A 14,449-nucleotide genomic window follows, 5' to 3' on the forward strand; every position below is an offset into this window, starting at 1 on the left:
GTTGAAAAGTTACCGGATGAGTTGTGCTTAGGGGTGAAAGGCCAATCAAGCCGGGAAATAGCTGGTTCTCCGCGAAAACTATTGAGGTAGTGCCTCGAGCGGACACCATAGGGGGTAGAGCACTGGATGGTTGCGGGGGTCGCGAGATCTACCAATACTAACCAAACTCCGAATACCTATGAGTGATACTCGGGAGACAGACGGCGGGTGCTAAGGTCCGTCGTCAAAAGGGAAACAGCCCTGACCTACAGCTAAGGTCCCCAAGTCGTGTCTAAGTGGGAAAGCATGTGGAAATCCCAAAACAACCAGGAGGTTGGCTTAGAAGCAGCCATCCTTTAAAGAAAGCGTAACAGCTCACTGGTCTAAACAAGGGTTTCTGCGGCGAAGATGTAACGGGGCTCAAGACACGCACCGAAGCTTAGGGTGTGCACTTTGTGCACGCGGTAGCGGAGCGTTCCGTAAGCCTGCGAAGCGATCTGGTAATGGGTCGTGGAGGTATCGGAAGTGCGAATGCAGACATGAGTAGCGATAAAGAGGGTGAGATGCCCTCTCGCCGAAAGACCAAGGGTTCCTGCGCAAGGCTAATCCGCGCAGGGTGAGCCGGCCCCTAAGACGAGCCCGAAGGGGGTAGTCGATGGGAACCACGTTAATATTCGTGGGCCTGGTGGTGTGTGACGGATGGTGTGTGTTGTCTGACCTTATCGGATTGGTCAGGCTTCGAAACTGTCCCGGGAAATAGCCCCACCGTATAGACCGTACCCGAAACCGACACAGGTGGTCAGGTAGAGTATACCAAGGCGCTTGAGAGAAGTGTCCTGAAGGAACTCGGCAAATTGCCTCCGTACCTTCGGAAGAAGGAGGCCCCATGTAAGCGCAAGCTCTCATGGGGGGCACAGGCCAGGGGGTAGCGACTGTTTAGCAAAAACACAGGGCTCTGCTAAGTCGGCTTCAAGACGACGTATAGGGCCTGACGCCTGCCCGGTGCCTGAAGGTTAAGTGGAGGAGTGCAAGCTCTGAAATGAAGCCCAGGTAAACGGCGGCCGTAACTATAACGGTCCTAAGGTAGCGAAATTCCTTGTCGGGTAAGTTCCGACCTGCACGAATGGCGTAACGACTTCCCCACTGTCTCCAGGACATGCTCAGCGAAATTGAATTCTCCGTGAAGATGCGGAGTACCCGCGGTTAGACGGAAAGACCCCGTGCACCTTTACTGCAGCTTCAGAGTGGCATTGGACAAGAACTGTGTAGCATAGGTGGGAGGCTTTGAAGCATTGGCGCCAGCCGATGTGGAGCCATAGGTGAAATACCACCCTGTTGTTGTTTAATGTCTAACCTCGTACCGTGAAACCGGTACAGGGACCCTCTGTGGCGGGTAGTTTGACTGGGGCGGTCGCCTCCTAAAGAGTAACGGAGGCGCGCGAAGGTTGGCTCAGGACGGTTGGAAACCGTCTGTTAGAGTGCAATGGCATAAGCCAGCCTGACTGCGAGACTGACAAGTCGAGCAGAGACGAAAGTCGGTCATAGTGATCCGGTGGTCCCTCGTGGAAGGGCCATCGCTCAACGGATAAAAGGTACGCCGGGGATAACAGGCTGATAACCCCCAAGAGCTCATATCGACGGGGTTGTTTGGCACCTCGATGTCGGCTCATCACATCCTGGGGCTGGAGCAGGTCCCAAGGGTTTGGCTGTTCGCCAATTAAAGTGGTACGTGAGCTGGGTTCAGAACGTCGCGAGACAGTTTGGTCCCTATCTGCCGTGGGCGTCGAAATTTGAGAGGAGTTGACCCTAGTACGAGAGGACCGGGTTGAACGTACCTCTGGTGTACCTGTCGTCGTGCCAACGGCGCAGCAGGGTAGCTATGTACGGACGGGATAACCGCTGAAAGCATCTAAGCGGGAAGCCTCCCTCAAGATAAGATTTCTCAGGACGGTCGAAGACCACGACCTTGATAGATCGGATGTGGAAGTGCGGTAACGCATGGAGCTAACCGATACTAATTGTCCTATTCGCGCTTGAGAGCTCCACACCCCCACCATCAGCCCTGGGCTAGATGGCAATACGGGTGCGGTCATCAATACAGCCAGTGCACGCATCGATTTTATACCCACACACCCTCGAGCCAACCCTCGAGGGTCAGTATTCGCGGACTCTATTGCCTGGTGGCCATAGCGTCGGTGTCCCACCCGATCCCATCCCGAACTCGGCCGTGAAACCCGACTGCGCCAATGGTACTACTGCTCAAGCAGTGGAAGAGTAGGGCGTCGCCAGGCATTACAGTCCGCGAATACACACAAAACCCATTCACTCGTCTCCTCGGGCCAATCCAGCCCGGGGCGCTAAGCCCCACGACACCACGCGTGAAGCGTGCCGCCGTGCGGCTCAGCTAGCGTCGCGGGGTGGAGCAGCCCGGTAGCTCGTCAGGCTCATAACCTGAAGGCCGCAGGTTCAAATCCTGCCCCCGCAACCATCACACAACCTGCAAACACAACCGTCTCAGGATACCCCGAGGCGGCTTTCCGCGTTTCCTCATGCTCCTGATACGCCAAGGGCGGACGTGGCATTCGCCACGTCCGCCCTTTTGCTTATTTGGCCCGATCGAGCCGAAGCCCGACCAAGGTTACGCCTTCAGCCCCTTCGCCATGTTCAGATGCGCCGTCACCATCGAGATGAGGCGCGCTGGCAAAACTCTTCAACGGCGCCACGTCACCCGTCGTCGCATACGCCTTCAGCGCATCCAGCGTCTGCTGATGGCCGCGACGTCTGCGCGGCAATATACGCCGCGTCGAACGCCTTGCCATTCAGCGACCTCAACTGGTCCAGCGTCGCCTGTTGCTGCGCGTTCAGCGTCGCATCGGGGGGCAGCGCCGGGCTCATCCCGGCGGTCAGCGTCTTCAGCTTCGCGGTCGAGCCGGTATGGGCGTCGATCATCTTCTGGGCATAGGACTTCACCGAGGGCGAAGCGCCGTTCGTCAGCGCCAACCGCGACGTCTCCATCTCGAAAGCGTCTTAGCCCTTCGACTTACCATGTGCATGAAATAAAAAGACTGACCCTTCGCGACCGGCATCATCCTGTAGCATCTGCCATATGAATTAGCTGTCATAAAGACTCCGCCAGCCCGTCGAGCATCCCTTGCCAAACCTGACCAATGTGGATTAGGTTCGCGCTTATAACATGTCGCTTTCACATAAGAGAGTGAAATTGGCCGGCGTAGTTCGGCAAATGGCCTTGGGAAGCACCGGTGCGAGCGACCGGATCGATGTCAGGAGAGAGATGGATGACGGCGAATAGACGCGAGATGATCGGGGGAGCGATCGCGGCGGCGGCATTGGCACCGGCTGCGGCATCGGCGGTCACGACGGCGCGGCAGGCGACGGGGGCGGGGCGTGCGTTGAATGTACCGGCACCGGCGCGATTTACGCCGGACTGGGAATCGCTGACCTCCGGCTATAGCGTGCCCGACTGGTTCCGTGACGCCAAGTTCGGCATGTGGGCCCACTGGACCGCGCAGTGCGTGCCCGAAGAGGGCGATTGGTACGCCCGCAACATGTATATCCCCGGCACCCGTGCCTATAAGCACCATGTCAAGAAATATGGCCACCCCGCCGATGTCGGCTTCATGCAGATCCAGAATATGTGGAAGGCGGATCGCTGGGATCCGGGCCGCTTGCTCGACCTCTACAAGAAAGCGGGTGCGAAGTATTTCATGGCGCTGGCCAACCACCACGACAATCTCGACACCTATAATTCCAAATATCATGCGTGGAACACGACGCGCGTTGGGCCGCGCCGGGACATCATCGCCGAATGGGAAAAGGGCGCGCGCGCGCGGGGCTTGCGCTTTGCGGTGTCAAACCATTCCGCTCATGCTTGGCACTGGAACCAGCCCGCCTATGGCTATGATCCGGCCGGCCCGCGCGCGGGCGAGCGCTATGACGCTTATAAGCTGACCGCCGCGCAAGGGCGTGGCCAATGGTGGGAAGGGCTGGACCCCCAGCAACTCTATGTCGGTCGTCACATGCCGATGCCCGATGGCATCCGCACCGAGGCGGAGGCCAATGCCTGGCATGACGCGACCGACGGCATGTGGAACGAAGGCGTGCCCGCCGGGAATTTCGCCGCCAACTGGCTGCTCCGGGTCAAGGACCTGGCCGAGAAGTATCGGCCGGACATGGTCTATTTCGACAATTTCGACCTGCCGCTGGAGCAATATGGCCTGGACTTCACCTCCTGGTTCTACAACCAGTCGATGAAGTGGAACGGCGGACGCCTGGAGGCCGTCGTCACCAGCAAGGTGACCCCGCCGCAGCGCCGCATGGGTATCGTCGACGACGTCGAACGCGGCGGGAAGAACTATATCGAGCGCTTCCCGTGGCAGACCGATACCTGCATCGGCGGCTGGCATTACGACATCGATACCTACAATAACGATGGCTACAAGACGCCGGCGAACGTCATCCATACGCTGTGCGACGTGGTGTCGAAGAACGGCAATCTGATGCTGTCGGTGCCGATGCGTGGCGACGGCACGATCGACGACAAGGAAGAAAAGGTCGTCAACGGCATCGCCGAATGGATGGGCCGCTATGGCGAGGCCATCTATGGCAGCCGTCCGTGGAAGCTGAACGGCGAAGGTCCGACCCGCCCCAATTCGGGCAACTTCTCCGAAGGCGGGCCGAAGTCGCCCTATACGGCGCGCGACGTGCGCTATGTAACGCGAAACGGCAATCTCCATGCGCTGGTGATGGGCTGGCCGGAGGACGGCATCGCGCGGATGACCCTGCTAGGGCAGGACAACCCGACGATGGCGGGGCAGATCCAGCGGGTGATGATCCAGGGCGACAACACCCCGTTACCCTTTAAGCGCACCGCCGAGGCGCTGGAAGTCACGCTGCCCCAGGGCGCACGTCATGAGATCGGCGTCCCACTGGTGATTTCGGGCAACGGCGTCACCGCCTGACGATCGGGGAGGGGCCGCGTCGTGCGATCCCTTCGTCCAGCAGACCAAATGATAAGGCCCGGCCGTCATCGACGCGCCGGGCCTTATCATTTGGACCGTCCGGCCGTGATAGCAACCTACGCTGGATGTATGGGGCTGAGGTCGCGTCTTCCGGCCATTACGCGCTTCGAGCGAGGTGCCATCGGTCTAACCCACCCCTCCCCTTCAGGGGAGGGGCCGGGGGGTGGGGCGTTTCCGCAAACGCCGCGCCAGTGGCAATGCCCCACCCCAACCCCTCCCCTGAAGGGGAGGGGCCAAGCTCGGATCAACGCTGCGTCATCCTATTATAGTGAAGCAATCCGGAGCCGGATCGCGATGGCTTGGATTGCTTCGCTCGCCATGACGGGTGCACTCGGCACAAACGAAATCGGGGCCGGGGAGATGATCCCCGGCCCCGATCCCTGTCGCCTATGCGTCGGTCAGTTTGCCGCGCGCAGCCAGCCCACATAGCCGCCCTGGGTGCGCAGGCTGGTGTCGATCGAGTCCGTCGCACCGACCGTCCGTTCGGTACGGTCATAGGCATCGGGCTTGGCCTGATTGTCGGCCAGCGACACCAGCTTCCACTGACCCGCGCCCAGGAAGCGCAGGTCGACCTTCAGCGGACGCGCCGTGGTGCCGTTGATCACGCCCACGAACCAGTCCTTGCCGCGCCGCCGGGCAAAGCCCGCCAGGGTGCCCGGCTCGCTGCCGGGCAGGACAATCGTCTCGTCATAGACCGCCGGGATCGCCTTCAGCACGTCGAGCGCGGGGTTTTCCAGATAGGTCTTCGGGTGCCCGCCCATCGACAGATAGGGCGAGGTGAAGATGATCGCCTGCGCCAGCTCGTGCGACCAGCTGTTGCCCTGAAGCTCCTTGGTCTCGAACACGGTCGGCGTGTAATCGCCCGGTCCGACGACATAGCGGCTGAACGGCAGGATCGTGTCATGGTCGCCCGGCAGCACGCGCTTGTAGCGGGTGATGTGCCATTCATGCCCGCGCACGCCTTCGCGCGTCATGACGTTGGGCCAGGTCCGCTCGGTGCCGGTCGGCTTCAGCGCGCCGTGGAAATCGACCATCAGCTTGTCGGCCGCCGCATCGCGGGCGAAATCCTGGTACCAGGTGGCCCAGATGTGATCGGGATGCTGCGGGAAGTCGACCTTCACCCCGACGATGCCCATATCGGCATAGCGGCGCAGCGTAGCGCGGCGCTGGGCCGGATCGAACATTTCCTTGCTGTCGACCCAGACCCAGATGTCGACGCCCTGCGAAAGGGCATAGCGCGTGGTATCCTCCAGCGTCTCCCACGGGCGCTTCCACTGCGCCCATCCTTCGTCGACCAGATAATAGCGATAGCCGAGCTGCTTGGTCCAATCGACCCACTGATGCTGGTCGTCTTCCTTGGGCGCGCCGATCGCCAGCCACTGCCAGGACGATACGCCGGGGCGGATCCAGTCCGCCTTGGCCAGCGCGGCGGGCGCGGGGGGATTGAGGTTCTGGATCAACGTGGTGTTGACCAGCGTGGTCAGGTCGCGCGCGACGATGGTGACGCGCCATGGCTGGACGACGGCCTCGTCGGTCTTCCACCCCTTGGGATCGGCATAGAGGCTGCCCTGGAGTAGGCCGCTGGCGTCGGGCGTCATGCCCATGTCGCCATAGTTGACGACCGCCGCCTCGCTGATCGTCACATAATAACGGTCGATCTTGGCGGTCAGCGGCATGCCCAGCGCCTTGCCGGTCAGCTGGCCCAGCGTCTTGGTTTCGTAGATGGCTTCATAGCCGGGATCGAGCGGCGTCGCCCAGACGCGCGGGTTGGCGGCGGCGAGCTTCCAGCCCGACCGGTCCGCTTCGACCTGGCGACCGGCCTTGGCGGGCAGGCGCAGACGGACGCCGACGCCATCATCGGCGACATGGACATCGGCCTCGAACCGCACGCCGCCGGTGGTCAGCGCGACGCTGGCGATATTGGCTTGGTCGATCGCCTCGGGCTTGCCGCCGAAGAAGCGATAGCGGCTGTTGACCGACTTGCGCTGCACCGCGCCGATCTGCGCGGCATTGCCCAGTTCGACGCCGTCGACCTTCATGCCCAGCGGCGAGGGAGCGAGGATCGAGCGCCCGTCGATCGTCACGCGATATTGGAGCTTGCCGCCATCGTCCGACAGGATCGCCTGAACCTTGCCGTCCGGGCTGGCGACCGCCACCGTCTTGGCCTGTGCCCCCGATGCCGCCGCCATGGCCGCGCAGCAGGCGATCGCCCAGCCACATGTCCCCGCCCGCAACCGCAAACCCCTGATACCCGTCATGTTCCTGGCCCTCTTCTTACGGTCGGGACGGCGCATCCTGATGGCCTGTCCCGAACCTCTCCCTTCACATTTGATATTTTCATTTGTGAAACTGAAATATGATGCTTGCAAGACGCGAATTGGCTTTTTCACATTTCGTTGCAATTTTCATGAACGAAACCGCTTCAGCCGCCCGCAAAATAACGCTCCAGCCGGTCCGCCTCCGCCGGGGTGATCGCCATGACCGAGCCGTGCTTGGGCGAGGTGAAATTCGTCGCGCTCATCGGCGAGTCCGGCGCGTTGAAATGGCCGATGTCGCGAAAGGTACGGAAATCCGTCGTCTCCGAAAAACCCATATTGTTGGGTTTGGCGGCATAGACGTCGTACATCAGGACATAGGTGTCGGTGCCATGACGGCGCCAGACCATCGGCGCCTCGGTCCCGACCGCCTCCGGATCGACCTTGGTGGGGTCATAGACATAGCCGCGGTTGATATGGTCGGAGACGGCCTGGCGAATATTGCCCTTTCCGTCATCGGTGCTGAAGAACAAGTGATAGCGGCCGCCGACGCGGGTAATGTCCGCATCGACCGTGCTCTTGCCCGCACGTGGGAAGGGGAAGAGCTTTTCCGGCGCGCTCAGCTTGCGGAAAGCCGGGTCGGCATAGGCATAGACGAGGTAGTTGAGGCCGTTGCGGATGCGGGTCGAGAAATAGACCATGATCCGCCGCCGCGCCGGATCGTAGATCGCCTCGGGCGCCCAGGCGATGCCCGCGTCGCGATAGGCCGGGGATAGTTGCGTCACGTCGACCCGTGCGTGGCTCCAATGGATCAGATCGGTGCTCTTCATCAGGATCAGGTTGCGGTTGTTGCCCCAGCCATAGACCGCCTCGGGCCGCTCCCACTGGGTCGTCCGCAATCCCACCTCCCGCGCGTAGATATGGAGGTCCGTCATGGTCAGGTAGAAGGCGCCGTCCGGCCCGCGCATCAGATAGGGATCGCGAATGCCCTTCTGCGCCGCCACCACCGCGCCGGACAGGACCGGTTGGCCGTTGTTGACGTCGGTGAAGCTATAGCCGTCGCGCGACACCGCGAAATGGAGTGAATGGACGTGCTCCTTGAAATAGACCAGCAGATAGGCGCTTCGGGCCTTTTCCGGGGGCGCGGCTTGAGGGCGTGCCAGCCGCTCGACGAGTTGCAGCTGCTTGCCAGCGGGTGGTGGCGGGTCCTGCACCGTCTGGGCGAGGCCGACCGAGAGCGGCACGACGATCGCTCCGACGAGCCACGCCAGCCCGGTTGAAACTTTCACGCTACGCCTCCTGATATATCTGTTGCCGTCATGTGTGGTATACTTGTCAGGCTTTTGGCAAGGGCGAGCGCGAAAAGACGCGTGAGTTACTGGCCCGTAATGGGCGTCTAATTGGTCAGGCAAATGAGCTTTACAGCTTGCTCCGCCGGGCTAGACTGATCCGATCATCGAGGGGGCGGGCGGATGAAGCGGGCGAGGATCACGGTCATGGGCGCGGGCCTGGCAGCGGTGCTGGGCATGGCCCCGGCCGCTCGGGCCGCCGACCTGGACCTGACGCGGGCGAACCTGCTGGCGGTGGCGGATGGCGAGGGGACGGCGCGGATCGCCGCCGCACTGCTGGCCCGTGACCTGACCGCGCTGGGCGGCCATCCGGGAGCAATCGTCGAGGATGCGGGGAACTGCGCGACGCTGTGCGTCGTCATCGGTACGACCGCCTCGCCGGTGGTGCAGCGGCTCGCGCGAGAGGGCGGGGTCGACCTGTCGCCCATCACCGGCGGCTGGGAACGCTATGTCCGGGCCGGGGCGAGCGTGGCCGGGCGGCGCTATCTGCTGATCGTCGGATCGGATGCGCGGGGCGCGGCTTATGGCGTGACCGACCTGTCGCGCGCGCTGGGCGTGTCGCCCTGGGAATGGTGGGCCGATGTCACCCCACGCCGTCGCGACCGGATCACGATCGATGACGCGCCCTTCGTCTCGCTCGCGCCATCGGTCAAATATCGCGGCATTTTCCTGAACGACGAGGATTGGGGGCTGGAGCCATGGGCGGCGAAGACCTTCGACCCGGCCAAGGGCAATATCGGACCGAAGACCTATGCCCGCGTCTTCGAGCTGATGTGGCGGCTGAAGGCCAATACGCTCTGGCCCGCCATGCATTCCGTCTCAACGCCGTTCTTCGGCGATCCGGGCAATGCGCCACTCGCCCGGCGATACGGCATCGTCATCGGCAGCTCCCATGCCGAGCCGATGCTCCGCAACAATTTGCGCGAATGGGATGAGGGACAGCGCGGCGGGTTCGACTTCACCCGGCGGCCCCAGGCGATCCTCGACTATTGGCGCGAGCGGGTCGGCGAGACCAAGGGGCAGGAGGCGTTCTACACGGTCGGCCTGCGCGGCCTGCATGACGGGCCGATGCAGGGCGTGACGACCACGGCGGCGCGGCGCAGCATATTGGAGGATGTGGTCGGGCGGCAGCGTGGGCTTCTGGCCGATACGCTGGGCAAACCAGCGGCACAGGTACCGCAGCTTTATGTCGCCTATCATGAATTGCAGGAGGCGTATGACGCAGGCCTGACCCTGCCGGGCGACGTCACGCTGATGTGGACCGACGACAATTACGGCTATTTGCGACGGTTGAGTACGCCCGAGGAGCAGAAGCGGCCGGGCGGGGCGGGGGTCTATTACCACCTATCCTATTGGGGGCGGCCGCACGACTATTTGTGGCTGGGAACTACGCATCCCGCGCTGATCCGCGAGGAAATGGGGCGTGCCTGGGCGACCGACGCGCGGCGCATCTGGGTGGTCAATGTCGGTGACATCAAGCCAATCGAATATCTCTCGCAATATTTCCTGGACCTAGCCTTCGACGCCAGGCTGCTGGACCAATCGCCGCGCGAGCATCTGCGCCGCTTCATGGCCGAGCAGTTCGGCGAGGCGGAGGCGGGCAGTATCGCCGATGTGATGATGCGCTTCTATGACCTGGCCTGGCCGCGCAAGCCCGAGTTCATGGGCTTCGGCCAGACCGAATGGGTCACGCCCAACCGGCCGAGCGGTTACGTGCAATCCGATGGCGAGGAAGCCCAGGCGCGGATCGCCGCCTATCAGGCGCTTGTGGTGCAGGCGGCGGAGATCGCAAAGCGGCTACCCGAAGACCGGAGCGACGCGTTCCACGAATTGGTGCTGTATCCCGTGCGGGGTGCGGCGTGGCTGAACACACGCATTTTGTCGCTCGACCTTGCTGAACTCTACGCGCGGGATCAGCGGGCTAGCCCCAATTTCTACGTCGGTCACGCACAAACGGCCCAAGCGATGGTTGAAGGGTACACGGCGCGCTACAACGCGCTGGCCGGGGGCAAGTGGCGCGGGATGATGGACATGGCCCCGCGCCGTCTGCCCGTCTTTTCCGAGCCGATGTGGCCGAGCTGGCAGCCCTCTACTCAGAGCGGCTGCGCCACCGGGCATTGGGGCGCATGGATCGGCGATGAGAATGTCCTGACCTTCACCCGTGGCGTTCCGGCGGAGCGACCCGTGACCCTGTATCAGCATCAGCCACAGGCGACTTCATGGGCAATAAGCGACATGCCGGCGGGCCTGACCTTGTCGCAGGACAAGGGCGAGTTGAATGAGCGCGGCGGGTACGAGCAGCGGATGACGCTGCGTTATGACGGCAAGGGCGCGGTCGGGCCGGTGACACTGCGCTGTGGCGAGCAGCCGGTGGTCGTCCATGCGACCGCGCTCGCCCCGCCTAAGGTCGAGCCGGGCATGGCGATCGAGGACGAACGCCGCGTCACCATGCTTGCGCTCGCGGCGCGCTATGGTGGAGATTGGGAAGCGATCCCCGACCTCGGCAGCCAGCATGGCGCGTTGCGGGCGAAGCTGACCCTGCCGACGCGCGGCTCGGCGGCGCAAGGGACGCCCGCCACCTGGCGGTTCGCGACCATGACCGAGGCTGGCGGGACCCTGCGCGTCGTCGCGCTGCCGACGCATCCCCGCGATCCCGCGCACGGCTTGCGCGCCGCCGTCCGGCTGGACGACGGCGAGTGGCAGACGGTCGATTTCGCGACCATCGGCCGTAGTGACCAGTGGCGGCAGAATGTCCTGACCAACACCGCCGTCGTAAGCCTGCCGCTCAAGAGCTTCGCCGCCGGGGATCACCGGGTGGCGATCGTGCCGCTCGATCCCGGACTGACCCTCGATCGTGTCGAGCTGGTGCTCGATGGCGCCCGCCCGCTTTATGCGCCCCTCCCGGAGACTGCCCGATGACCGTGACCCGCCGCACCCTGATCGCCAGCGGACTGGCCGCGCCCGCGCTGGGCGAGCCCGCTCTGGCGGCGGACCGTCCCGTGATGCTCGACAGCGGCGACGCACCCGCGCCGTTCGAGGCCATGCCCGAGCCGCCCTTCGTCGGCGACCCGAGCCTGTTCCGGCTTGACGATGGCTGGCTGTTCCACAAGGGCGACATCGCAGTGCCGCCGATCCTGGGGCATGAGGAAAGCTACCAGAATGCCAAGGCCGGGATCGCGCAGGGGGCGGCGGCGGTCAGCTATGACGACAGCGACTGGCGCAGCGTCGAACTGCCGCATGACTGGGCGATGGAGGAGGTGGTCGATCCCAAGGCCAATGTCGCGCAAGGGTATCGGCGGCGCGGGATCGGCTGGTATCGCCGGACGCTGAAATTGCCGACCGAATGGCGCGGCCGCTATCTGGAGGTGCAGCTGGGCGCGGCGGCGACCAATGCCAAGGTCTGGTTCAACGGCGTGCTCGTGGCGCACAGCTTCAGCGGCTATACCGCGATCCTGATCGACATCACCCCCTATGCCCGGTTCGGCGAGGAGCTGAACACGCTGGCTGTCCGCGTCGATGCCGAGACGATGGAGGGCTGGTGGTATGAGGGCGCGGGGCTCTATCGCCACAACTGGCTGGCGGTGCGCGACGGGGTGAGCATCGTCACCGATGGCCTGCACGCCGATCCGCGTCGCGAGGGTACGGGCTGGACGGTCCCGATCGCGCTGACCGTCTCCAACATCCAGAAGACGGCGGCGACCGTGCGGGCCGAGGTGGTGCTGATCGACCCGGCGGGCCGCACCATCGGTCGGGCGGAGGCGGACGTGACCGTCGATCCGCTCAAGACCGCCGAGGCCAAGGTCACGATCCCGGTCACATCGCCGCAACTCTGGTCGGTGGACCAGCCGACCCTCTACCGGGTGGAGACGCGGCTGCTGCGCGACGGCAAGCCGATCGACGCCCGCGCCACCCGGATCGGTTTCCGCGAGATCCGCTTCGATGCAGGCACCGGCTTCTACCTCAACGGCGTGGCGACCAAGATCAAGGGCGTCTGCGTCCATCAGGATCATGCCGGGGTCGGCGTCGCCATGCCCGATGCGATGTGGGAGTGGCGCATCCGCCGGCTGAAGGCGATAGGCTGCAACGCGCTGCGCTGTTCGCACCATGCGCCCGCGCCCGAACTGCTCGATGCCTGCGACCGGCTGGGGATGCTGGTCATGGACGAGAACCGTAACTTCAACCCAAGCCCGGACTATCTCCGCCAATTGGAATGGCTGGTCCGCCGCGACCGCAATCATCCTAGCGTCTTCCTCTGGTCGGTCTTCAACGAGGAACCGATGCAGGGCACCGAGCAGGGTTACGAGATGGTTCGCCGCATGGCCGAGGCGGTGAAGCAATTCGACACCTCGCGCCCCGTCACGGCGGCGATGAACGACGGGATGTTTTCCCCGCTCAATGTGTCGGATGCGGTCGATGTGATGGGCTTCAACTACCAGCATCGCCGCTATGACAGCTTCCATGCGGCGCATCCGACCAAGCCGATGACCAGTTCGGAGGATACCAGCGCCTTCATGACTCGCGGGGTGTGGAAGACCGACATGGCCGCGCATGAGGTCAGCTCCTACGACACCGACGCCGCCGAATGGGGCCTGACCCATCACGAAAGTTGGCGGATGATCGACACGCGGCCCTTCGTCGCGGGAACGTTCGTATGGACGGGGTTCGACTATCATGGCGAGCCGACGCCGTTCGAATGGCCGACGACCAGCAGCGTGTTCGGCATCATGGATCTGTGCGGTTTCGCCAAGATGGCCTTCCACCTGCGTCGCGCACAATGGGTCGACGATGCGCCCGCCCTCGCCATCGCGCCGCACTGGACCTGGCCGGGGCGCGAGGGGCAGGCTATCCGGGTAATGGCGCTGACCAATGCCGAGACGGTCGAGCTGCGCCTGAACGGAAAGAGCTTAGGCACGAAGACGGTCGACCGGTTGGCGATGCCCGAATGGCAAGTGCCCTATAGCCCCGGACGGCTGGAGGCGGTCGGCTATCGCGCCGGGCGCGAGGTGTCGCGGACTTTGGTCGAGACGGCGGGCAAGCCGGTCGCGTTGAAGCTGGTCGCGGATCGGGGCGGGATGCTGGGCACGGGTAGCGACGTGCAGCCCTTTACCGTGATGGCAGTCGATGCCCGCGGGCGGGTGGTGCCGGATGCGGATGCGCCGGTGAGCTTCCGAGTGACGCGGGGCGCGGTGATCGGCGTCGGCAATGGCGATCCGAACGATCATGATTCCGAGGTGGTGCCCGCGCGCCGCCTGTTCTACGGGCTCGCCCAGGCGCTGGTCCGTGCCGAGGCGGGGGCGGGGACGCTGACCGTCGAGGCGACCGCGCCGGGCTTGAAACCTGCGCGCGCCGCGGTGCGCGTGATCGCCGCCGAGCCTCTGCCCGTGCTTCCTGCCACCCGGCCGGTGGCGATGCTGACCGACTGGAAGCGGAGCGACTTCACCGCGACCCGGCCCGATCCGCTGCGACGTTATGCGGGCAATGACATGAACAGCCTGGTCTATGCACGGCCCGGACGACTGGAGGGACCGGGCGAGGGCGTGTGGTCGACCTATCGCACCAGCTTCAGGCCGCGCCGCCGGGTGGCCGAGCAGGGCGGTGCAGTGGTCTTCGCCGAGGTCGTCGGGCGCGCCGAGGCCTGGGTCGATGGGGTGAAGCGGGCGGAGAAGACGGACCTTGCGGGCGCGCCGCTGATGGTGCCGTTCCCGGCCGGGGCGGGCGAGCGGCAGGTCGTGCTGGTCGTGGAGGCGGCGCCTGGTAAGGCGTCGGGATTGGGGCGGACGATTTCGGTTCGGGAGCGTTGATCCGTGCGCTTCGACTTCGCTCAGCG

The 14,449-nt window shown here is 63.9% G+C and carries 6 protein-coding genes, 1 tRNA gene and 2 rRNA genes (1 of these 9 only partly in view); 6 read left to right on the forward strand and 3 right to left on the reverse strand.

Annotation, left to right across the window (positions count from 1 at the left end; translation table 11 throughout):
• The 3 genes from KV697_RS18900 to KV697_RS18910 form a co-directional block, all read left to right on the forward strand.
• Nucleotides 1-2,017 (forward strand): 23S ribosomal RNA (locus KV697_RS18900) (it extends 774 nt beyond the left edge of the window).
• A gap of 138 nt (nt 2,018-2,155) precedes the next feature.
• Nucleotides 2,156-2,270, forward strand: a 5S ribosomal RNA gene (gene rrf / locus KV697_RS18905).
• 120 nt (nt 2,271-2,390) lie between these two features.
• A tRNA-Met gene (locus KV697_RS18910) sits at nt 2,391-2,467 on the forward strand.
• 236 nt (nt 2,468-2,703) lie between these two features.
• Here KV697_RS18910 and KV697_RS18915 read toward each other — a convergent pair.
• Nucleotides 2,704-2,979 carry a DUF4142 domain-containing protein gene (locus KV697_RS18915; protein WP_257575448.1) on the reverse strand — a complete coding sequence of 92 codons (276 nt, stop codon included), beginning with the start codon at nt 2,977-2,979 and terminating at the stop codon, nt 2,704-2,706.
• A 296-nt stretch (nt 2,980-3,275) separates the two neighbouring features.
• Here KV697_RS18915 and KV697_RS18920 point away from each other — a divergent pair, with 296 nt between their 5' ends.
• On the forward strand, nt 3,276-4,958 hold the full coding sequence (locus KV697_RS18920) for an alpha-L-fucosidase (protein WP_219019489.1): 1,683 nt from the start codon (nt 3,276-3,278) through the stop codon (nt 4,956-4,958).
• Nucleotides 4,959-5,416: 458 nt separating this feature from the next.
• Here the strand turns inward: KV697_RS18920 and KV697_RS18925 are convergent, their stop codons facing one another.
• Nucleotides 5,417-7,276 carry a glycoside hydrolase family 97 protein gene (locus KV697_RS18925; RefSeq protein ID WP_219019490.1) on the reverse strand — a complete coding sequence of 620 codons (1,860 nt, stop codon included), beginning with the start codon at nt 7,274-7,276 and terminating at the stop codon, nt 5,417-5,419.
• 164 nt (nt 7,277-7,440) lie between these two features.
• On the reverse strand, nt 7,441-8,562 hold the full coding sequence (locus tag KV697_RS18930) for a glycoside hydrolase family 43 protein (RefSeq protein WP_219019491.1): 1,122 nt from the start codon (nt 8,560-8,562) through the stop codon (nt 7,441-7,443).
• Nucleotides 8,563-8,745: 183 nt separating this feature from the next.
• Here KV697_RS18930 and KV697_RS18935 point away from each other — a divergent pair, with 183 nt between their 5' ends.
• Both KV697_RS18935 and galA read left to right on the forward strand, forming a co-directional pair.
• Complete coding sequence (locus KV697_RS18935) at nt 8,746-11,541, forward strand: glycosyl hydrolase 115 family protein (protein ID WP_219019492.1); 2,796 nt, start codon at nt 8,746-8,748, stop codon at nt 11,539-11,541.
• Nucleotides 11,538-14,423 (forward strand): beta-galactosidase GalA, encoded by a 2,886-nt coding sequence (gene galA / locus KV697_RS18940; RefSeq protein ID WP_219019493.1) that lies wholly within the window; start codon nt 11,538-11,540, stop codon nt 14,421-14,423. Before KV697_RS18935 ends, galA begins: the two co-directional genes overlap by 4 nt.
• Nucleotides 14,424-14,449 lie beyond the last annotated feature (26 nt).

It is taken from the genome of Sphingomonas sanguinis, from assembly GCF_019297835.1.
Classification (GTDB): Bacteria; Pseudomonadota; Alphaproteobacteria; order Sphingomonadales; family Sphingomonadaceae; genus Sphingomonas; species Sphingomonas sanguinis_D.

Coding starts and splice junctions, on each gene's coding strand:
- KV697_RS18920 (WP_219019489.1), top strand. CDS start 3,276: ATGACGGCGAATAGACGCGAGATGATCGGGGGAGCGATCGCGGCGGCG.
- KV697_RS18925 (WP_219019490.1), bottom strand. CDS start 7,276: ATGACGGGTATCAGGGGTTTGCGGTTGCGGGCGGGGACATGTGGCTGG.
- KV697_RS18935 (WP_219019492.1), top strand. CDS start 8,746: ATGAAGCGGGCGAGGATCACGGTCATGGGCGCGGGCCTGGCAGCGGTG.
- galA (WP_219019493.1), top strand. CDS start 11,538: ATGACCGTGACCCGCCGCACCCTGATCGCCAGCGGACTGGCCGCGCCC.